A 20,314-nucleotide genomic window follows, 5' to 3' on the forward strand; every position below is an offset into this window, starting at 1 on the left:
CGTCCGCCGGCGTGCCCGGCCGAAATCACGAGGTCGTGCGCACAACGGGACTTCACCGGGAATACTCACCCCATGTCTGCCGCGCACGCGACTTTCGGACTGGCCCCGGCGATACGGACCGGGGGAGTACTGCCCAACGGCGCCCACCAACTGCACCGCGACTTCATGGACTTCACCGTCGACGGCCGCCCCCTCCTGCACCAGCTCTGCGACCTCGACGCCGTGTCCCCGCTGGCCTCCGACATCCCGCCCGCCATCTTCACCACCCAGGTCCGCAGGCTCCTCCTGGAAGCCGCGCCCCCGCTTCCCGGCGGACGGTACGTCCTCTACGGCTGCCCCGAGTGCGAAAGCCTCGAATGCGGTGCGGTCACCGCCGTCATCGAGAGGGAGGGACCGGACGTCGTCTGGCGCGACTTCGCCTGGCAGACCACGGCCACCACCAACCTGGAACGCGACGGCTACCACGGGATCGGCCCGTTCCGCTTCGACTCCGTCCAGTACCGCACCGAACTGGCCCGCCTCCTCCCGGACGACGACCAGGACGACGGCAGCACGGCCGCCTCGACGCTGCGCCGCCGCGTCCTGCTCATCGGCAGCCGCGTCGCCGTCCTCGCCCGACTCGCGGCGGCCCTGCGTACGACCAACATCGGCGCCGAGATCACCGAGAACGCCGACCGGGTCCCGCCGGACGAGATCAGGACGTACGGGGCGGTGGCCTTCGGCAGCCGGGTCGCCGCACACGAGAAGGCGGCGGTCCGGGCCGCCTTCGCCCGCGCGGGCGTCGAACCCGCGTACGTGGAGGGGCTCGCCCCGATCATCCCCGTACTCGTCGCGCAGATAGAACACGCGCTCGACAGCACCCCGCCGCACCAGCGACGGCTGACCATGCTCGTCGCGGCGGACGGCGAGGCGGGCGTCGAGGTCACCTCCACGTGCCGGGTCCAACTGGTGGCCCACCGCCAGGACCGGCTGCACCGCACCCACAGCCACGAAGTCTTCGACGGCCTGCTCGAACCGGGCAGGCACCGCATCCCCGTCGAAGGCGAGGCGGCCCGCGGCCGCTGCTACGTGGTGGCCCGCACCATGGGCGGCGTACTGGCGGCCCCGATGCTGAGGTGAGCCGCGGGATCGCCGGTCCGGCCTGGCCGGGCGGGACCCGCGACGCCTCGATTAGGATCGACCCCTCATGACTGCAACCCTCGTCGCCAAAGACCTCGCCGCCGGCCACGGCGACCGCACCCTCTTCTCGGGGCTCGACCTCGTCGTCGCACCCGGCGACGTGATCGGCCTCGTGGGCGTCAACGGGGCGGGCAAATCCACCCTGCTGCGCCTCCTCGCGGGCCTGGACACCCCCGAGGGCGGCGAGCTGCGGCTCTCCCCGCCCGCCGCCACCGTCGGCCACCTCCCGCAGGAACCGGAGCGCCGCGAGGGCGAGACGGTACGGGACTTCCTGGCCCGCCGCACCGGGGTGGCCGACGCCCAGCTCGCCCTGGACACAGCCACCCAGGCCCTCGTCGACGGAGCGCCGGGCGCCGACGACGCGTACTCCGCGGGCCTCGACCGCTGGCTGGACCTCGGCGGCGCGGACCTCGACGAGCGGGCCGAGGAGGTCGCCGCGTCCCTCGGCCTGACCGTCGGCCTCGACCAGCCGATGACGGGCCTGTCCGGCGGCCAGGCCGCCCGCGCGGGGCTCGCCTCGCTGCTGCTGTCCCGGTACGACGTCTTCCTGCTCGACGAGCCCACCAACGACCTCGACCTGGACGGCCTCGACCGTCTGGAGAACTTCGTCAAGGGCCTGCGCGCGGGCACGGTCGTCATCAGTCACGACCGGGAGTTTCTCACCCGCACCGTCACCAAGGTCCTCGAACTCGATCTCGCCCAGCAGCAGATCAAGCTGTTCGGCGGCGGATACGCGGCCTACCTGGAGGAGCGCGAGACGGCACGCAGGCACGCGCGCGAGGAGTTCGAGGAGTTCGCGGACAAGAAGGCCTCCCTGGAGGGGCGGGCGCAGATGCAGCGCGGCTGGATGGACAAGGGCGTGCGCAACGCCCGCCGCAAGTCCACCGACGGCGACAAGCTCGGCCGCAACATGCGCAGCGAAGCGAGCGAGAAGCAGGCCGCCAAGGCCCGCCAGACCCAGCGCATGATCGAACGACTCGACGTGGTGGAGGAACCCCGCAAGGAATGGGAACTCCGGATGGAGATCGCGGCCGCCCCGCGCTCCGGCGCCGTGGTGTCGACGATGCGTCAGGCTCTGGTGCGCCGCGGCGACTTCACCTTCGGGCCGGTCTCCCTCCAGATCGACTGGGCCGACCGGGTGGCCATCACCGGCGCCAACGGGTCGGGCAAGTCGACCCTGTTGGCCGCGATGCTGGGCCGGCTCCCGCTCGACGAGGGGGACTCGGCCCTGGGGCCCGGCGTGGTCGTCGGCGAGGTCGACCAGGCGCGCGGCCTCTTCCACGGTGCGGAAACCCTGCTGGACGCCTTCTCGGCCGCCGTCCCCGACACGGAACCGGCCGAAGTGCGCACGCTGCTCGCCAAGTTCGGGCTGCGCGCCGAGCACGTAGTGCGCCCGGCCACCACCCTCTCCCCGGGCGAACGCACCCGCGCGGCGCTCGCCCTCCTCCAGGGCAGGGGCGTCAACCTCCTCGTCCTGGACGAGCCGACCAATCACCTCGACCTGCCGGCCATCGAGCAACTGGAGTCGGCCCTCGACTCGTACGAGGGAACACTTCTCCTGGTCACGCACGACCGCCGCATGCTGGACGCGGTACGCACCACACGGCGCGTGGAAGTCGCGGAGGGCAGGGTCACCGAACTCTGATCCCGCGGTCGCGGGCTCCGGGGTGATGCGGCTCTGTTCACGCGAGCCGCTGCCCCGGGGCCCCGGTTCGCCCGACACGGCCCCGGCCCGCCCCGGTCGGAGGCCCGCGCCTCACTCGCGCTCGCGCTCGCGGAGATAGGCGTCCAGTTCGGCGGCCCCGGCCAGCATCGCCCGCCCCCGGGCGGACAGCCGACCGCGCCAGTCGCCCAGCGCCGCCTCCAGCGGCTCCAGACCGCCGGCCGTGCGCACCTGGGCGATCAGTGGGGCGATCCGCTCCAACGGGTGTCCGCCCCTGCGGAGTTGACGGGCCAGCCGGGCGTCCCGCACATCCGCCCCGCTGTAGACGCGGTAGCCGGTCCGCGGGTCGCGGCGCGGGCACACCAGCCCCGCGCGCTCCCACTTGCGCAGCGTCGCGGGCCGGATGCCGAGGTGTCCTGCCAGCGGTCCGATGAACATGTCCCCGGGCTGCGGCGTCTGTTCGGGGTCCAGGTCGTGCAGGGCGCTCTCCACGGCCTGCAGCGTTCGCCGGTCCTCCAGGAGTTGCGCGTGGCTCTCGTCGATGAGCCGGAACGCCTCGTCGGCCGCCGCCCGGTTCACCGCCCGCATGACCGCCGTGGCCGTCGGGTGCCCGTGGCCGGGAAGCAGGGCGAGGAAGGCGCGCAGGGCCCCCGCGTGCAGCGCGGTGTACACGCGGTACCCGTAGCGGGTGCGGTCGGCGGGCGGAAGGATGCCGGCGTCCTCGTAATTCCGTACGGCCTGCGTGGACAGCCCGTGCCCGCGCGCCAAATCGATCGGCCGCATGTTTCTGCCCCTTGAGACTTTTACCTCGCTTCACCTCGCTTCGCGGCCCTGAGCGCCGAAAAGCTTCCACCGAAGGTTCAAAGATACCGTTGAAGGCATGACCACGGACCTCAAGAGCATGACCCGTTCCGTCACCGCCGCCTCAGTCATGGAACTGCTGCCCGGCCGTCCCCGAGTGCTCGCCCTTGGGGAGCCCACCCATGGGGAGGACGTCCTGCTCGACGTGCGCAACGAGCTGTTCCGGCAGCTCGTCGAGCAGGAGGGCTACCGAACCGTTGCGATCGAGAGCGACTGCCTGAGGGGCCTGCGGGTGGACGACTACGTCACCTCCGGCACCGGCACCCTCGACGACGTCATGCGGCGAGGGTTCAGCCACGGGCTCGGCGCCTCCACCGCCAACCGCGAACTCGTGCGCTGGGCCCGCGAGTTCAACGAGGAACGACCCGCAGACGACCAGGTTCGCCTCGCGGGCTTCGACGGTCCGCTGGAGATCTCCCACGCCGAGAGCCCCCGGAAGGCCCTCACCGCACTCCACGCCTGTCTCACGTCGGCCGCGGTGGACGCCGGCCTGTTCCCCTGCACCCCGGAGACGCTCGACCGGCTGCTGGGCGACGACGACCGGTGGACCGATCCCGCCGCGATGAGGGACCCGGCTCGTTCCGTCGGCCGGTCGACCGAGGCGGACCGGCTACGGGTGCTCGCCGACGACCTGGTGGCGCTGCTGGACGCACAGGCACCCCACCTGGTCGCCGCGACCTCTCGGGACGTCTGGGAAAGGGCCCGCCTGTACGGACGGACCGCCGTCGGCCTGCTGCGCTACCACTACTGGATGGCCGATACGTCACCGAGCCGCATGACCCGGCTGCTGGGCGTGCGGGACCAGATGATGGCCGACAACCTCCTCGCCCTCGCCGAGCGGAGCCCCCTCCTGGCCCACGCCCACAACAGCCACCTCCAGCGGGAGAAGAGCACGATACGGATGTGGGACCACCCGCTGCTGGAATGGTGGAGCGCCGGTGCGCTGGTGAGCACCCACCTGGGGGAGCAGTACGCCTTCGTCGCCACGGCACTCGGCACCATCCGGCACCAAGGAGTGGACACGCCGCCGCAGGACACCCTCGAAGGCCTCCTCCACGCACTTTCCGAGGGCCGCTTCCTCCTCGACGCCGGGCGCCTGTCCACCTTCCTCGGCGACCTACCACTCCGGCCCCGCGAGTCCCCCTGGTTCGGCTACGCCCCGCTCGACCCGACCCATCTGCCCCGCATCAACGCACTCGTCTTCCTCAAGGACACCCCCGCCCCCCGTTAGCCTCGTCACCCCCCGCCGGCCGCCTTGGGCAGCGGGGCCGCCCCCGGGTGCGTGGGGGCCCCGCTGCGCGAGCGAAGCCGAGTGCTCGGGGGAGGGCGGGCAAGGGGGCCGCCCCCGGCAACGCCTCCCCTTGCCCCTGCGCGCCGGCCCCGGGACCGCCCGGTCCCTCTCAGCCCCCGCGCACCTCAGCCCCGCTTCCCCCGATCCACCAACCCCGCCTTGCGCAACGCATCCGCCATCGCGCTGTTGGCCGGAGCCGCCGCTGACCTCGACCCGGATCCCGACCCGGACCCCGCCCCCGAGCGCCCGGCGCCCCCACTCCCGCCCTGCTGCTGACGCCCCGAACCCGAGCCCCGTCCCCGGCCACCCTTGTCCTGACCGCCGCCGCCACCCCGCCGCTGCTGCGGCGCACGCGCGGAACCGGAAGCGGAACCCGAATCGGCCCCGGTCCCGGACCGCTCCCCGGGCCCGCCCGGCGAACCCCCCGCCTCGTCCTCCAACCGCAGCGTCAGCGAAATGCGCTTCCGCGGAACATCGACGTCCCGCACCTTCACCCGCACCACGTCCCCCGGCTTCACCACGTCCCGCGGGTCCTTCACGAACGTCTTCGACAGAGCCGAGACGTGCACCAGTCCGTCCTGGTGCACCCCGATGTCGACGAACGCCCCGAACGCGGCCACATTCGTGACGACACCCTCCAGGATCATGCCGGGCGCCAGGTCCCCGAGCTTCTCCACGCCCTCCTTGAACGTAGCCGTCCTGAAGGCCGGACGCGGGTCCCGCCCCGGCTTCTCCAGTTCCCGGAGAATGTCGGAGACGGTCGGCAGCCCGAACTTCTCGTTGACGAACTCCTCGGCGCGCAGCGACCGCAGAACTCCCACGTTCCCGACGAGCGAACCGACCTCCGCCCCCGCCGACTTCACCATCGCCCGTACGACCGGATACGCCTCCGGGTGCACGCTCGACGCGTCCAGCGGGTCCTCGCCGTCCCGGATGCGCAGGAAGCCCGCGCACTGCTCGTACGCCTTCGGGCCGAGACGGGCCACGTCCTTCAGCGCCTTGCGCGACCTGAAGGGCCCGTTCGCGTCCCGGTGCGCGACGATGTTCTCCGCCAGACCCGACCCGATGCCCGAAACCCGCGAAAGCAGCGGCGCGGACGCCGTGTTGACGTCCACCCCCACCCCGTTCACACAGTCCTCGACCACCGCGTCCAGCGACCGTGAGAGCTTCACCTCCGAGAGGTCGTGCTGGTACTGGCCGACACCGATCGACTTGGGGTCGATCTTCACCAGTTCGGCCAGCGGATCCTGAAGCCTGCGCGCGATGGAAACGGCACCCCGCAACGACACGTCCATGTCCGGCAGTTCCTGTGAGGCGAAGGCCGACGCCGAGTAGACGGAGGCCCCCGCCTCCGACACCATGACCTTCGTCAGCTGCAACTCCGGGTGCTTCGCGATCAGTTCGCCCGCGAGCTTGTCGGTCTCACGGGACGCGGTCCCGTTCCCGATGGCGATCAGCTCGACGGAGTGCTCCGCCGCCATCCGGGCCAGCTTGGCCAGCGCTTCGTCCCAGCGGTTCGCGGGCACGTGCGGATGGATGACGTCGGTGGCCACCACCTTGCCGGTGGAGTCCACGACCGCGACCTTCACACCGGTACGGAAACCGGGGTCCAGGCCCAGCGTCGCCCGCGTCCCGGCGGGCGCGGCGAGCAGCAGGTCACGCAGGTTCGCCGCGAAGACCCGTACCGCCTCGTCCTCCGCCCCGGTACGCAACCTCAGCCGCAGGTCGATCCCCAGGTGCACCAGGATCCGCGTCCGCCACGCCCACCGCACCGTGTCCGCGAGCCACTTGTCGCCGGGGCGGCCCCGGTCCGCGATCCCGAACCGGCGCGCGACCATGCGTTCGTACGTACTCGGACCGGGCTCGTCCGACGGCTCCTCGGGCTCCAGGACGAGATCGAGCACGTCCTCCTTCTCGCCGCGCAGCATCGCCAGCACCCGGTGCGAGGGCAACGCCGTGAACGGCTCCGCGAAGTCGAAGTAGTCCGCGAACTTCGCGCCCGCCTCCTCCTTGCCCTCCCGGACCTTCGCCACCAGCCGGCCGCGTGTCCACATCCGTTCGCGCACCTCGCCGATCAGGTCGGCGTCCTCCGAGAAACGCTCGGTGAGGATCGACCGTGCACCGTCCAGCGCTGCCGCCGCGTCCGCGACGCCCTTGTCGGCGTCGACGAAGGCCGCGGCAGCGGCGAGCGGATCCACGGACGGGTCCGCCAGCAGCCCGTCCGCCAGCGGTGCCAGGCCCGCCTCGCGAGCGATCTGCGCCTTGGTCCGCCGCTTCGGCTTGAAGGGGAGGTAGATGTCCTCCAGCCGCGCCTTCGTCTCGGCGCTGCGGATCTGCGCCTCCAGCCCCGCGTCCAGCTTGCCCTGCTCCCGTACGGAATCCAGAATCGCCGCCCGGCGGTCCTCCAGCTCCCGCAGGTACCGCAGCCGCTCCTCCAGCGTGCGCAGCTGCGCGTCGTCGAGCATTTCGGTCGCTTCCTTGCGGTAGCGAGCGATGAACGGAACGGTCGAGCCGCCGTCGAGCAACTCAACGGCGGCCCTGACCTGACGGTCCTTGACGCCGAGTTCCCCGGCGATCCTTGTTTCGATGCTTTCGATGGACGTCGTCACGGTGTAACCGACTCGCCTTCTCCTACGGGCAGTGCATGGCGCACCTCAACAGGGATGCCCCTGCATTCTGCCGTGCCCGCACCCCCGGGCCCGCATCCGCCCACCCTCACGCGAGCCCTCCCGGGCGCTTGGCGCCACCCCCGCCACCCCCTGGGATGGCGAGGCCGCCTCCCCCCGTAGCCCTCTTGGACAGCGGGACCGCCGCCCGGGGAGGGGCACCGGGGGTTCCCCCGGTGCGAGCGGACCGAGTACTCGGGTGAGGTGGGCACGGGGGCGGCCCCCCACCGGACGCCGTCCCCGTGCCCGCCTCACGCGAGGTACCGGCCCGCCGTCAGCCCTTCCCGACCAGCGTCTCCGGGAACGCCCCCGCCGTCGCCGCCGTCATCAGGAAGCCCCGGCCCAGCTCTGTCAGCCGCTCGACCCCGGCCGCACCCAGGTGCTCGTACGGCGCCAGGTCGAGCCGGTCCGTGGTGTCCTCGACGTCCGCACGCAGCGCGACACCGGCTTCCGTCAACTCGCCCTCGGCGTCCAGGAGTCCGCGCTTGCGCAGCCGCTCACCGGCCGCGTCCCAGTCGGCCTGCGACCAGCCCCGGGTGCGCATGACCCAGCGCGGGTTCATGCCCTTTCCGGTGGCGGTGTGGCTGACCAGCGCTTCGACGGGGTCGAGCCCGGCGGTGAGCAGGGCGGCGAGATGGCCGTCACCGCGGTGCTCGCGCAGCAGCGTCGCCGCGTGCCAGAGCGCGAGGTGCGGAACCTCGGGCATCGGCAGGTCGGCGTGGGCCGCGTAGAGCGGCCTGGCCTGGCGGGTGCATGCCTCGGTGGCACGCACCGCCAGCTCCGCGGCCTCCGCCATCTCGTCGGACGCGATGATCTCCGCGCCGAGCAGCCGGCGCAGCGCGACGTCCGCGGCACGCATCCGCGCCCCGAGCACGGCCTCGGGGGACACGGTCTCCCAGAGCGCCGGCAGGACCTTGGCGATCAGGTCGTGGTTGTAGTTGTAGAACGCGGCGGCGACCACGCCGGGGCCGACCTGGCCCAGGGCGGCGACCCGGCCCACGAAGAACGGGGCCTCCGGGTCGTCGATTCCGATCGAAGCCAGCTCGGCGGCGTACTCGGGGGAGAAGTAGACCGTGGAGTGGAGTGCGTTGAGGGGGTTGTGGCAGCGCCGTCCGGCGCGCGGGGGGAGCGAGGAGGTCTCAGTCATACCCGCACGTTACCGACTGGTTGGTACGGAGGTACAGATCTGAGAGGGATGGCAGGAAAGGAGGGGGACTCGTCATTGCAGCCATCCGCCGGGGCCACCAGCATGGAGCCATGACGCAGCAGCGCCCTCCACTCGTCCTGGCCGTGCTCTTCGACGGCGTGCAGAGCCTCGACGTGACCGGTCCGATCGAGGTCTTCGCGGGCGCCGGCCAGGTCACCGGCATCCCGTACGACATCCGCACCGCCTCCCGGCACGGCGCAGCGGTCCGTACCAGCAGCGGCCTGCACGTCACTCCGGACCTCGCTCTGGCGGAGGCCGCGGACCTCCTCGCCGACGGCCGGGGACCCGCTGTCACGCTCCTGGTTCCCGGGGGCGAAGGGACCCGGGACACCGACCCGGAACTGATCGCCTGGCTGCGCACCCACGCCCCGCACGCCGGACGCCTCGTCTCCGTCTGCACGGGCGCCTTCCCGCTGGCCGAGGCCGGGCTGCTGGACGGGCGCCGGGCCGCCACGCACTGGTTCTACAGCGAGCGCCTGGCCCGGCAGCACCCCCGCGTGGACGTGGATCCCGACGCCATCTACGTACGCGACGGGCACCTGTCCACCTCCGCCGGGGTCACCTCCGGCATCGACCTCGCGCTCGCGCTCGTCGAGGAGGACCACGGCCGGGAGGCCGCCCTGACCGTCGCCCGGCACCTGGTCGTCTTTCTGCGCAGGCCCGGAAACCAGGCCCAGTTCAGCGCCCAGCTGGCTGCCCAGACCGCCGTGCGCGACCCATTGCGCGAGGTGCAGCGGCACATCTCGGAGCATCCGGACGCCGACCTGTCCGTCGAGTCCCTGGCCGCCCGCGCCCGCCTCTCCCCACGGCACTTCGCCCGCGCGTTCCGGGCCGAAACCGGAACCACCCCCGGCCGCTACGTGGAACGGGTGCGCATCGAGCACGCCCGCCGCCTGCTGGAGGACGGTTCCGACGGCGTGGAGGCCGTCTCACGCGCCTGCGGCTACGGCACCCCCGAGGCCATGCGCCGCGCCTTCGTCAGGACCCTCGGCACGGGCCCCGCCGAGTACCGCCGCCGCTTCAGATCCGTGCCCGCGGGCTGACTCGGGCCACCGCGCACCGCCGACCCGGCACAGCTACCGACTTTCCAGCAAGACGTGGGGAGCGCACCATGCAGATCGCCATCGCCCTGTACGAGAACTTCACCGCCCTCGACGCCATCGGCCCGTACGACACCCTCGGCCACCTGCCCGGTGCGGAGACCGTCTTCGTCGCCGCACAGCCCGGACCGGTCCTCAACGACCGGCGGGAGCTCTCCCTCCTCGCCACCAAGTCCTTCGACGAGGTGACCCGCCCGGACGTCGTGGTCGTCCCGGGCGGCCCCGTCCGGTCGAGTCAGCTGGAGAACGAGGCCCTCCACGACTGGCTCCGCGCCGTCGACCCCACCACCACCTGGACGACCTCCGTCTGCACCGGTTCCCTCGCACTCGCCGCCGCGGGTCTGCTGGCCGGCCGACGTGCCACCTCCCACTGGCTCGCCCTGGAGACCCTGGCCGGACTCGGCGTGGAGGCGACGGGGGAGCGGGTCGTCCTCGACGGCAAGTACGTCACCGCCGCCGGAGTCTCCTCCGGCATCGACATGGGCCTCACCCTGGCGGAACGGATCGCGGGCGAGTTCGCCGCCCAGAGTATCCAGCTGATGGTCGAGTACGACCCGCAGCCGCCGTTCGACGCGGGCTCCCCGGCGAAGGCCCCTGCGGACCTCGTCGCCTACTGGCGCGCCAACGCCAAGGAGCAGGAAAACGTGGACAGTTGACGACAGGCAGGCGGCAGGGCGCCGTTCGGTGGGGTCATCCGCCCGGGTGCCATGCGAAGCGCGGTGCGCGCCGTTCCAGGAAGGCGGCGACACCCTCCGCGGTGTCGCCGCTGCCCTGCGCCTGCTCCGCCCAGTACGCGTCCCGGCCGGTGCGTCCGTCCGTGAACTCCTTCGCCGCCGCCTGGGTGAGCTGCGAGCGCGACACCAGGACGCCGGTGAACTCTGCCACCCGCTTGTCGAGTTGACCGGCCGGAAGGACCTCGTCGACCAACCCGGTGCGCAGCGCCCGCTCCGCGTCGATCAACTGGCCCGAGAAGAGGAGGTACTTGGCGGCCGAAGGGCCCACCAGTGCGGTCAGCCGACGCGTGGAGGACGACGGGTAGACGATGCCGAGTTTGGCCGGCGTCACCCCGAAGCGCGCCCCTTCCTCCGCGAAGCGCAGATCGCACGCCGCCGCGAGCTGGCTCCCGCCGCCCACGCAGTACCCGCGCACGGCGGCCAGCGTCGGCTTGGGGAACGCCGCGAGCGCCTCCTCGGCACGTACCGCCAGCTCCTGCGGCGTACCACCGGCCGCCCCCGGCTCACGCAGCGTGGAGATGTCCGCCCCGGCGCAGAAGGTGTTCCCCTCGCCCGTGAGCACCAGCGCGCGCACCCCGGGGTCGCTCGCGAGCGCGGCCAGCAGTGCGGGCAGTGCCTGCCACATCCCGGCCGTCATCGCGTTGCGCTTGGCGGGGTTGTTGATGACGACAGTGGCCACCGCAGCGTCGACGCCGTACTCCACGCAGGATTTCGTCTCCATCCGCCGGATGCTATCCGGCCGCACCGAAACTATGATCGGGAGATCGGGGCGGGGGACCGACGCAGCACGGGCACCGACCGAGGAGCGCTCACATGGTGGAACAGACCCGCGAGAGCAAGAAACTGAGCCGGGATTTCGGCCGGCTGGCATTCCTCGGCATCCTGCTGGTCATCGGGGGCGTGGTCGGCCTGGTGTACACCGGCTTCGCCACCCTCACCTCGATGGTGCTCTTCGGTTGGCTGCTGCTGGCAGGCGGCCTCATCGGGCTGCTCCAGTCGGTCCAGTCGCGCGGCACCAACTTCTTCTGGCTGGGCGTCGTCGTCGCCGCGCTCAACATCGCTGCGGGCGTCGTCGTCATCCGGAACCCGGTCGGGAGCGCCGAAGCGCTGACCATGTTCGCCGCGCTGCTCTTCCTGACCGGCGGTCTCTTCCGCGTCGTCGGCAGTGTGGTGGTGCGCGGCCCGCAGTTCGGCTGGACCCTCGTCCAAGGCGCCTTCGGTCTGCTGCTCGGCATTCTGGTGCTCTTCGACTGGCCCCAGTCCAGCCTGTACGTCCTCGGCACCTTCTTCTCGCTGGCCCTGCTGTTCGACGGACTGGGCCTGCTGGCGATCGGATTCGGCGGACGCAGGGTCGTCACCATGGTCTCGGAGGCGATGCGGCCCGACGCCGCGGAGCCCGCGCCCCACACCGGAACGCCCAGGGCGCCGGAGCACGAGGCCACACCGCCGCGTCCCTCGGGCCGGCCCGACGTCGGCAAGCCGGAAGGTCAGGACCGGTCACCGAACTGATCGCCATTCGTTCTTTTTCGGGCATCGCATTGCGCAGAATCGGTCGCAAAGTGTCTCTTGGGGCTGACTTCTGTTCAGCGGGACGGCCCGGACCTCCCCGCCCCGAACACTCGGAACGTGGTCACGACCGAGCGTGAGGGCGGGTGCCCGATGAAGGAGAGCCGTGGGAGCGCCCCACCCCCGGACGGGGCTGTCGATCCCCCTCCGGACGGTGGCGCGGCGGAGTTCGCGGGGGGTCCACGCACGTACGAGGGCGTCTGGCGGTTCACCGCCCCGGCGGTCGACGTCTCCGTACCGCAGGCCCGCCATGCCGTACGCGACCTGATCCGCCGACAGGGGGCGCCCGCCGACGACGACGTCCTGCAGAGCCTGCTGCTGATCGTCTCCGAGCTGGTCACCAACGCCGTCAAACACGCGGCGCTGCTCTCCCCGGAGCTGGCCGTCGAAGTGGCCATCGGCGCGGACTGGATCCGGGTGTCGGTCGAGGACAGCCACCCGTACCGGCCCAGACCGCTGGAGACGGACTACGCACAGACCGGAGGCCGCGGTCTGCTGCTGGTACGGGAGATCACCGCCGAAGCCGGGGGCTCCTGCGACGTGGAGCACACCGCGAGCGGCGGCAAGGTCATCTGGGCCGCACTGCCGCTGCACGCGGGCTGAGAACCGACGGAGCCGGCGGCCCCTACCAGCCCACGGTGTCGCCCGTCAGCTCGCGGATCGCCGGGCGTGCCGCGTCCAGCACCGTCATGAACCACGCGGAGAACGGGTCCTTCGCGTGCTGCTCGGCCAGCTCCTGCGGCGTGACGAACTGCGTGTCCGCGACCTCTTCCGGGTCCGGCCGCAGCGGCGACTGCACCAGGCCCACGAAGAGATGGTTGAACTCCTGCTCCACCAGACCCGACGCGGGGTCCGGGTGGTTGTAGCGCACCGTGCCCGCCTCGGCGAGCAGTGTGGGGGAGACACCCAGCTCCTCGTGCGTACGCCGGGCGGCCGCCGCGAAGGGTCCCTCGGCCGGGTACGGGTGACCGCAGCAGGTGTTGGACCAGACACCGGGGGAGTGGTACTTGCCGAGCGCGCGCTGCTGGAGCAGCAGCCGCCCCTTCTCGTCGAAGAGGAAGACGGAGAACGCCCTGTGCAACTGCCCGGGGGGCTGGTGGGCGGACAGCTTCTCCGCGGTGCCGATGGTGTTGCCGCTCTCGTCGACCAGTTCGAGGAGGATCTCGGGGGGTGCGTCCGCCGATCCGTTCGGTGCGCTGTTCGCCGCAGTGGCTGGTGTGGTCGGCATAACCATCCTTCGCTTCGGTGCCCGGCTGCCAAGTCTGCCGTACAAAAGCCGCTTGTCCGTACTTCCGTCACGCGCAGGGCGGCACACGAGCCGCCGGCACGGCACCGGGCGATCCGCGCACGACGGGACAGGCGGTGCCGTCCGGGGCAGGCCGCTTCAGTGGCAGACCTTCATCTCGTGCACCGCGTGCCCGCTCGGCTCCAGCTGGAAAGTGCAGTGCTCCACATCGAAGTGGTCCCCCAGGCAGTCCTGCAGCTCGTGCAGCACCTTCTCGTGCCCGACGGAGTCCAGGAGTTCCTGGCTGACCACCACGTGCGCCGACAGCACCGGCATCCCCGACGTGATCGTCCACGCGTGCAGATCGTGCACGTCCTCCACGCCGGGCGTCCGCAGGATGTGCTCGCGCACCTCCGCCATGTCCACGCCCTTGGGGGCCGCCTCCAGCAGTACGGAGAGCGTCTCGCGCAGCAACTTCCAGGTGCGCGGCACGATCATGAGTCCGATGACCAGGGAGGCGACCGGGTCGGCGTAGCTCCACCCGGTGAACACGATGATGCCCGCCGCGACCAGCACCGTCACCGAGCCCAGTGCGTCCGCGAGCACCTCCAGGTAGGCGCCGCGCACGTTGAGACTGTCCTTCTGCCCCTTGACCAGCAGCGACAGCGAAATCATGTTGGCCACCAGACCGACCAGGGCGAAGACCATCGCCAGGCCGCCCTTGGTTTCGGCCGGTGTGATGAACCGCTGCACCGCCTCGATGAGGACATAACCGCCGACACCGAGCAGGAGCAGACAGTTCGCGAGCGCGGCCAGGATCTCCGCCCTGGCATACCCGAAGGTGGCGTTCCGGGTGGGCGGGCGGTTCGCGAAGTGGATGGCGAGCAGTGCCATCGCGAGCCCGAGGGCGTCCGTCGCCATGTGCGCGGCGTCCGCGATGAGGGCCAGGGAATCGGAGAGCAGACCGCCGACGATCTCCACGACCATCACGCCGAGGGTGATGCCGAGGGCTGTCCGCAGGCGCCCCTTGTAGGCGGCGGCAGCCGTTCCGGTGGGCGCCGGCCCACCGTGCGCATGCCCGTGATTGTGCCCAGCCCCCATGAAGAGACCCCTCCTGAGACTCGTGTACGAGGGCCCGGCTCGATCGGCCCGCGACCCCAGTGAACTACGGGCAGGGGGTATGGGCAAGCCGGAGCTGAACACCGTTGTCATGTGCTCTGACCTGCGGAAATGAACGCAGGTCAGAAGGCCGGGGGGCGTAACGGCGGAGCCCGGAGTGACGGGGGCGACGACACTGCCGCCCGCTCCCGGACCCGCGGTTTGTGGCGCGGGCACGTGATCAACGATGATGATCGCGGCGGTCGTCCCACGTCCGGCCGACCCTGTCGTCGTATGAACAGGCAGTGAAATCCGCCTTCCGTTCATCCGATAGCCTCTGCCGATGCCGCCCCGCCCACCCCCGAGCGGGCGCACCGTGCGGCTTCACGAAGCCCTGCTCAAGGAGTGAGTTCGTCTGTCGACCGCCATCCTCACCGGCCCGCCGGTACCCGGATCGTCGCTCGAAGGCGATCTGCGGTCGCTGGGCTTCGACGTGCGGTCCGCCGCCGACGCCGCCGCGACCGTGCAGCTCCTGGACGCGGTCCCACCCGGTGAGCGCGTCGCCCTCGTCGACCCCCGCTTCGTCGGCCACGTGCACGCGCTGCGACTGGGGCTGACGGACCCCCGCTTCCCCGCCGCGGCCGTCCCCGGTGCGCTCACCGCCCAGCCCCAGGCGCGCGCCGCCCTCGGCCGGGCCCTGCGCACCGCACCGCTGACCGCACCCGACGAGGTGGCCGCCGCCCTCGATGCCGGGGGCACCGCCGTACAGCGCCCGGAACTCGGCTCGCTCGTCGCCGCCGTGCCGCACGACCAGGCCGCCCGTACGGAGACCGAAGCGGCCGTGGCCGCCGTCGACGACGAGGCGGTCCGCCTGCGTACCGCCGTGAAGTCCCGCGACGGCTTCTTCACGACGTACTGCATCAGCCCGTACTCCCGCTATCTCGCCCGCTGGTGCGCGCGCCGCGGCCTCACCCCGAACCAGGTCACCACGGCGTCGCTGCTCACCGCGCTCGTAGCGGCGGGCTGCGCGGCCACCGGTACCCGCGGCGGCTACGTCGCGGCCGGACTCCTGCTGCTCGTCTCCTTCGTCCTGGACTGCACCGACGGGCAGCTCGCCCGCTACTCGCTCCAGTACTCGACGATGGGCGCCTGGCTGGACGCCACCTTCGACCGCGCCAAGGAGTACGCCTACTACGCGGGCCTCGCCCTCGGCGCGATCCGCGGCGGCGACGACGTGTGGGCGCTGGCACTGGGCGCGATGGTCCTCCAGACCTGCCGGCACGTCGTGGACTTCTCCTTCAACGAGGCCAACCACGACGCCACGGGCAACACGAGCCCCACCGCCGCCCTCTCCGGAAAGCTCGACAGCGTCGGCTGGACGGTCTGGGTCCGGCGCATGATCGTCCTGCCGATCGGCGAACGCTGGGCCATGATCGCCGTCCTCACGGCCGTCACCACCCCCCGCACCGTCTTCTACGCCCTGCTCATCGGCTGTGCCTTCGCGGCCTGCTACACGACGGCGGGGCGGGTGCTCCGCTCCCTGACCAGGCGCGCGACCCGCACCGACCGGGCCGCGCAGGCCCTGGCGGACCTGGCGGACTCGGGAGCGCTCGCCGAATCGGTCGCGGCCACCGCGCGCAACGGCAGGCCCGGCGGAGGCTTCCTCGCTCCCGTCCTCGCCCTCGCGGGCGCCGCGATCCTGGTCGTGTGCGCGCTGCTCAACGGCGGCACCTGGACCTTCGTGGGCGCCGCCGTGCTGTACGCCTTCTTCGGCGGCCTCGCCGTGCGGGCGTCCCTCAAGGGCGCGCTCGACTGGCTGGTTCCGCCGCTGTTCAGGATCGCCGAGTACTGCGCGATCCTGATCCTCGCGGTCGAGGCGGACGTCGCAGGAGCACTGCCCGCCGCGTTCGCGCTGGTCGCCGCGGTCGCCTACCACCACTACGACACGGTTTACCGCATCAAGGGCGGCTCCGGGGCCCCGCCGAACTGGCTGGTGCGGGTGATCGGCGGGCACGAGGGCCGCACGCTGCTGGTGGCGGTGCTCGCCGTGCTGGTTCCCGCCGACGGCTTCCCCCTCGCGCTCACGGCCGTTGCCGTGGCCATCGCCCTGGTGGCAGGCGTCGAAAGCATTCGTTTCTGGGTCTCCTCGGGAGCACCCGCCGTACACGACGAAGGAGAACCCGCATGATCGGCCTGGTACTGGCGGCGGGCGCCGGACGGCGTCTTCGCCCCTACACCGACACGCTTCCCAAGGCCCTCGTGCCCGTGGACGGCGACACCACCATCCTCGACCTCACCCTCGGCAACTTCGCCGAGATCGGGCTCACCGAGGTCGCGATCGTCGTCGGCTACCGCAAGGAGGCCGTCTACGCGCGCAAGGCCGCGCTGGAGGCGAAGTACGGTCTGACGCTCACGCTGATCGACAACGACAAGGCCGAGGAGTGGAACAACGCCTACTCCCTGTGGTGCGCCCGCGACGCGATCCGGCACACGGTGATCCTCGCCAACGGGGACACCGTGCACCCGGTCTCCGTCGAGAAGACCCTGCTCGCCGCCCGCGGCGACGGCAAGAAGATCATCCTCGCGCTCGACACGGTCAAGCACCTGGCCGACGAGGAGATGAAGGTGATCGCGGACCCCGCCCAGGGTGTCCGGCGCATCACCAAACTGATGGATCCGGCGACCGCCACCGGTGAGTACATCGGCGTCACCCTCATCGAGGGCGAAGCCGCCGACGCACTCGCCGACGCCCTGAAGGCCACCTTCGAGCGCGACCCCGACCTCTACTACGAGGACGGCTACCAGGAGCTCGTCCACCGGGGCTTCACGATCGACGTGGCCCCTATCGGCGACGTCAAGTGGGTCGAGATCGACAACCACGACGACCTCACCAAGGGCCGGGAGATCGCGTGCCAGTACTGACCCGCCTGATCCCCTCCCCGCTCACCGTCGACATCTCGCGCGGTGCCCTCGACGACCTCGCGGGCCTCCTCGCCGACCAGCGGATCTCCGGTTCCGGCTGCCTCGCCATCGCCATCAGCGGCGGCTCAGGACAGGCCCTGCGCGAGCGCCTCGCCCCGGTCCTGCCGGACGCCGACTGGTACCCCGTCGCCGACGGAACCATCGACTCCGCGGTCAAGCTCGCCGACGACATCAAGGGCAAGCAGCGTTACGACGCCGTGGTCGGCCTCGGCGGCGGCAAGATCATCGACGTCGCCAAATACGCCGCCGCCCGCGTCGGCCTGCCGATGGTCGCCGTCGCGACCAACCTCGCCCACGACGGCCTCTGCTCCCCGGTGGCCACGCTCGACAACGACAACGGGCGGGGCTCCTACGGCGTCCCCACCCCCATCGCCGTCGTCATCGACCTCGACGTGATCCGCCAGGCCCCCGACCGTTTCGTACGGTCCGGCATCGGCGACGCCATCTCGAACATCTCCTGCGTCGCCGACTGGGAACTCGCCCACGAGGTGCACGGCGACTCCATCGACGGACTCGCCGCCGCCATGGCCCGCCAGGCCGGCGAAGCGGTGCTGCGCCACCCCGGCACCATCGCTGACGACGCCTTCCTCAAGGTGCTCGCCGAGGGCCTGGTCCTCACCGGCATCTCGATGACCGTGGCAGGCGACAGCCGGCCCGCGTCCGGGGCCTGCCACGAGATCAGCCACGCCTTCGACCTGCTCTTCCCGCGGCGCGCCGCGCTGCACGGCGAACAGGTCGCCGTGGGCGCCGCCTTCGCGATGCACCTGCGCGGCGCCCGCGAGGAGGCCGCGCTCTTCGCCGACGTACTGCGCAGGCACTACCTGCCCGTACTGCCCGGCGACATCGGCTTCACCGTCGACGAGTTCGTCCAGGCCGTCGAGTACGCCCCCCAGACCCGCCCGGGACGCTTCACGATCCTGGAACACCTCGACCTGTCCGCAGACCAGATCAGGGACGCTTACGCCGACTATGTCAAGACGACCATCAGTAGCTGAACTCCGTCCCGTCGTTCACCCCGCGGGCGTCAAGGACCGGCGCAGCGGCGAGCACTGGGGCGGCCGCCTGTACATGCGCGAGGTCTCCCTGCGGGTCGACCGGTACCTGGTCAACACCCGCATCACGCCCAACCAGCTCACGTACGTCATGACCGTGTGCGGTGTCCTCGCCGCACCGGCCCTGCTGGTGCCGGGCATCTGGGGCGCGGTCCTCGGCGTCGTCGCGGTACAGCTCTACCTCCTGCTCGACTGCGTCGACGGCGAGGTCGCCCGCTGGAAGAAGCAGTTCTCTCTGAACGGCGTCTACCTGGACCGCGTCGGCGCCTATCTGACGGACGCCGCGGTGCTCGTCGGCGTGGGCCTGCGCGCCGCCGACCTGTGGGGCACCGGCCGCATCGACTGGCTGTGGGCCTTCCTCGGCACGCTCGCCGCGCTCGGCGCCATCCTGATCAAGGCGGAGACCGACCTCGTCGCCGTCGCCCGCCACCAGGGCGGCAAGCCCCCGGTGCAGGAGTCGGCGAGTGTGCCGCGCTCGGCCAGGATGGCGCTCGCCCGCAAGCTCGCGTCCATGCTCCAGTTCCACCGGCTGATCCTCGGCATCGAGGCGTCGCTGCTGATCCTGGTCCTGGCCGTGTTCGACGCGGTACGGGACGACCTGTTCTTCACCCGGCTCGGCGTGGCCGTCTTCGCGGGCATCGCACTCCTGCAGACGCTCCTGCACCTGGTGTCCATCCTCGCCTCCAGCAGGCTCAAGTGAGCGGCGGCCGGGGGACCGGGCCCCTGAAGCTCGGCGCCGTCATCATCACCATGGGCAACCGCCCCGACGACCTGCGTGCCCTCATCGACTCCGTGCACAAGCAGGAGGGCGACCCCGTCGACATCGTGGTCGTCGGCAACGGCGCCCCCGTCACCGGCGTCCCGGACGGCGTGCGCACCGTCGACCTGCCGGAGAACCTCGGCATTCCCGGCGGCCGCAACGCCGGCATCGAGGCCTTCGGCCCGTCCGGCGCGGACGTCGACGTCCTGCTCTTCCTGGACGACGACGGCCTGCTGCCGCACACCGACACCGCGCAGCTGTGCCGGCAGGCCTTCGAGGCGGACCGCAGGCTCGGCATCGTCAGCTTCCGCATCGCCGACCCGGACACCGGAGTCACCCAGCGCAGGCACGTACCCCGCCTGCGCGCCTCGGACCCCCTGCGCTCCTCCCGCGTGACGACCTTCCTCGGCGGAGCCAACGCCGTCCGTACGACGGTCTTCGCGGAGGTCGGCGGACTTCCGGACGAGTTCTTCTACGCCCACGAGGAGACCGATCTGGCCTGGCGGGCCCTCGACGCGGGCTGGGGCATCGAGTACCGCGCGGACATGGTCCTCAACCACCCCACCACCACCCCCTCCCGGCACGCGGTCTACCACCGCATGGTGGCCCGCAACCGGGTCTGGCTCGCCCGCCGCAACCTCCCCGCCCCCCTCGTGCCCCTCTATCTGGGAGTGTGGCTGCTGCTCACGCTCGCCCGGCGCCCGTCCAAGGACTCGCTGAAGGCGTGGTTCGGCGGCTTCCGGGAAGGCTGGAGCACCCCCGCGGGTCCGCGCCGCCCGATGAAGTGGCGTACGGTATGGCGGCTGACCCGACTGGGCCGACCACCCGTCATCTGACAGGCTCGGAACAGACCTCGGGCCGACAGGCATCGGGTTTTGTCTCCCGGGACCCGGACACCCGCGCGCCAGCGCCCGACCGGTTCGCGCATCT

General features: G+C 71.7%; 18 protein-coding genes. 12 read left to right on the forward strand and 6 right to left on the reverse strand.

Features of this window, described 5'->3' with window-relative positions; genetic code table 11:
• The first annotated feature begins 72 nt into the window (after positions 1-72).
• Both HNQ79_RS15320 and HNQ79_RS15325 read left to right on the forward strand, forming a co-directional pair.
• The gene (locus tag HNQ79_RS15320; protein WP_185031250.1) at positions 73-1,119 is read left to right on the forward strand and encodes an oxidoreductase; all 1,047 of its coding nucleotides are present in this window, start codon (positions 73-75) and stop codon (positions 1,117-1,119) included.
• A 67-nt stretch (positions 1,120-1,186) separates the two neighbouring features.
• The gene (locus HNQ79_RS15325) at positions 1,187-2,824 is read left to right on the forward strand and encodes an ABC-F family ATP-binding cassette domain-containing protein (RefSeq protein ID WP_185031253.1); all 1,638 of its coding nucleotides are present in this window, start codon (positions 1,187-1,189) and stop codon (positions 2,822-2,824) included.
• A gap of 111 nt (positions 2,825-2,935) precedes the next feature.
• Here the strand turns inward: HNQ79_RS15325 and HNQ79_RS15330 are convergent, their stop codons facing one another.
• Positions 2,936-3,625, reverse strand: a complete 690-nt coding sequence (locus tag HNQ79_RS15330; RefSeq protein ID WP_185031255.1) for a TioE family transcriptional regulator — start codon at positions 3,623-3,625, stop codon at positions 2,936-2,938.
• A gap of 97 nt (positions 3,626-3,722) precedes the next feature.
• On the opposite strand from HNQ79_RS15330, the gene HNQ79_RS15335 reads away from it, so the two are divergent.
• Entirely contained in the window at positions 3,723-4,934 is a 1,212-nt protein-coding gene (locus tag HNQ79_RS15335) for an erythromycin esterase family protein (RefSeq protein WP_185031257.1), read from the forward strand.
• A 185-nt stretch (positions 4,935-5,119) separates the two neighbouring features.
• Here the strand turns inward: HNQ79_RS15335 and HNQ79_RS15340 are convergent, their stop codons facing one another.
• Both HNQ79_RS15340 and HNQ79_RS15345 read right to left on the reverse strand, forming a co-directional pair.
• A complete protein-coding gene (locus tag HNQ79_RS15340; RefSeq protein WP_185031259.1) occupies positions 5,120-7,603 on the reverse strand; it encodes a Tex family protein in 2,484 nt (827 codons plus the stop codon).
• Between the two features lie 331 nt (positions 7,604-7,934).
• Positions 7,935-8,807: an SCO6745 family protein gene (locus HNQ79_RS15345; RefSeq protein WP_185031261.1), complete on the reverse strand. Its 873-nt coding sequence runs from the start codon at positions 8,805-8,807 to the stop codon at positions 7,935-7,937.
• A 110-nt stretch (positions 8,808-8,917) separates the two neighbouring features.
• Here HNQ79_RS15345 and HNQ79_RS15350 point away from each other — a divergent pair, with 110 nt between their 5' ends.
• On the forward strand, positions 8,918-9,910 hold the full coding sequence (locus HNQ79_RS15350; protein ID WP_185031263.1) for a GlxA family transcriptional regulator: 993 nt from the start codon (positions 8,918-8,920) through the stop codon (positions 9,908-9,910).
• 68 nt (positions 9,911-9,978) lie between these two features.
• The gene (locus HNQ79_RS15355) at positions 9,979-10,623 is read left to right on the forward strand and encodes a DJ-1/PfpI family protein (protein ID WP_185031265.1); all 645 of its coding nucleotides are present in this window, start codon (positions 9,979-9,981) and stop codon (positions 10,621-10,623) included.
• 34 nt (positions 10,624-10,657) lie between these two features.
• Here the strand turns inward: HNQ79_RS15355 and HNQ79_RS15360 are convergent, their stop codons facing one another.
• A complete protein-coding gene (locus tag HNQ79_RS15360) occupies positions 10,658-11,422 on the reverse strand; it encodes an enoyl-CoA hydratase/isomerase family protein (RefSeq protein ID WP_185031267.1) in 765 nt (254 codons plus the stop codon).
• 92 nt (positions 11,423-11,514) lie between these two features.
• Here HNQ79_RS15360 and HNQ79_RS15365 point away from each other — a divergent pair, with 92 nt between their 5' ends.
• The gene (locus tag HNQ79_RS15365; protein ID WP_185031269.1) at positions 11,515-12,210 is read left to right on the forward strand and encodes an HdeD family acid-resistance protein; all 696 of its coding nucleotides are present in this window, start codon (positions 11,515-11,517) and stop codon (positions 12,208-12,210) included.
• Between the two features lie 150 nt (positions 12,211-12,360).
• Positions 12,361-12,870: an ATP-binding protein gene (locus HNQ79_RS15370; protein ID WP_221507793.1), complete on the forward strand. Its 510-nt coding sequence runs from the start codon at positions 12,361-12,363 to the stop codon at positions 12,868-12,870.
• 22 nt (positions 12,871-12,892) lie between these two features.
• On the opposite strand, the gene idi is transcribed toward HNQ79_RS15370, so the two are convergent.
• Together idi and HNQ79_RS15380 are read right to left on the reverse strand one after the other, a co-directional pair.
• Positions 12,893-13,495, reverse strand: a complete 603-nt coding sequence (gene idi / locus HNQ79_RS15375) for an isopentenyl-diphosphate Delta-isomerase (RefSeq protein ID WP_185031273.1) — start codon at positions 13,493-13,495, stop codon at positions 12,893-12,895.
• Between the two features lie 156 nt (positions 13,496-13,651).
• Positions 13,652-14,593: a cation diffusion facilitator family transporter gene (locus tag HNQ79_RS15380; protein ID WP_185031276.1), complete on the reverse strand. Its 942-nt coding sequence runs from the start codon at positions 14,591-14,593 to the stop codon at positions 13,652-13,654.
• A 412-nt stretch (positions 14,594-15,005) separates the two neighbouring features.
• Here HNQ79_RS15380 and HNQ79_RS15385 point away from each other — a divergent pair, with 412 nt between their 5' ends.
• From HNQ79_RS15385 to HNQ79_RS15405, 5 genes are read left to right on the forward strand one after another with little or no spacing between them, the layout of a single operon-like run.
• The gene (locus HNQ79_RS15385; RefSeq protein WP_185031605.1) at positions 15,006-16,778 is read left to right on the forward strand and encodes a DUF5941 domain-containing protein; all 1,773 of its coding nucleotides are present in this window, start codon (positions 15,006-15,008) and stop codon (positions 16,776-16,778) included.
• On the forward strand, positions 16,775-17,512 hold the full coding sequence (locus HNQ79_RS15390; protein ID WP_185031278.1) for a phosphocholine cytidylyltransferase family protein: 738 nt from the start codon (positions 16,775-16,777) through the stop codon (positions 17,510-17,512). Before HNQ79_RS15385 ends, HNQ79_RS15390 begins: the two co-directional genes overlap by 4 nt.
• On the forward strand, positions 17,500-18,567 hold the full coding sequence (locus HNQ79_RS15395) for an iron-containing alcohol dehydrogenase family protein (protein WP_185031281.1): 1,068 nt from the start codon (positions 17,500-17,502) through the stop codon (positions 18,565-18,567). The genes HNQ79_RS15390 and HNQ79_RS15395 overlap by 13 nt, the downstream gene beginning before the upstream one ends.
• Positions 18,542-19,324 (forward strand): CDP-alcohol phosphatidyltransferase family protein, encoded by a 783-nt coding sequence (locus HNQ79_RS15400; protein ID WP_185031283.1) that lies wholly within the window; start codon positions 18,542-18,544, stop codon positions 19,322-19,324. Before HNQ79_RS15395 ends, HNQ79_RS15400 begins: the two co-directional genes overlap by 26 nt.
• A gap of 50 nt (positions 19,325-19,374) precedes the next feature.
• Positions 19,375-20,220 carry a glycosyltransferase family 2 protein gene (locus tag HNQ79_RS15405; RefSeq protein WP_185031607.1) on the forward strand — a complete coding sequence of 282 codons (846 nt, stop codon included), beginning with the start codon at positions 19,375-19,377 and terminating at the stop codon, positions 20,218-20,220.
• The last annotated feature ends 94 nt before the right edge of the window (positions 20,221-20,314 follow it).

It is taken from the genome of Streptomyces candidus, assembly GCF_014207445.1.
In the GTDB taxonomy this organism is placed as follows: Bacteria; Actinomycetota; Actinomycetes; order Streptomycetales; family Streptomycetaceae; genus Streptomyces; species Streptomyces candidus.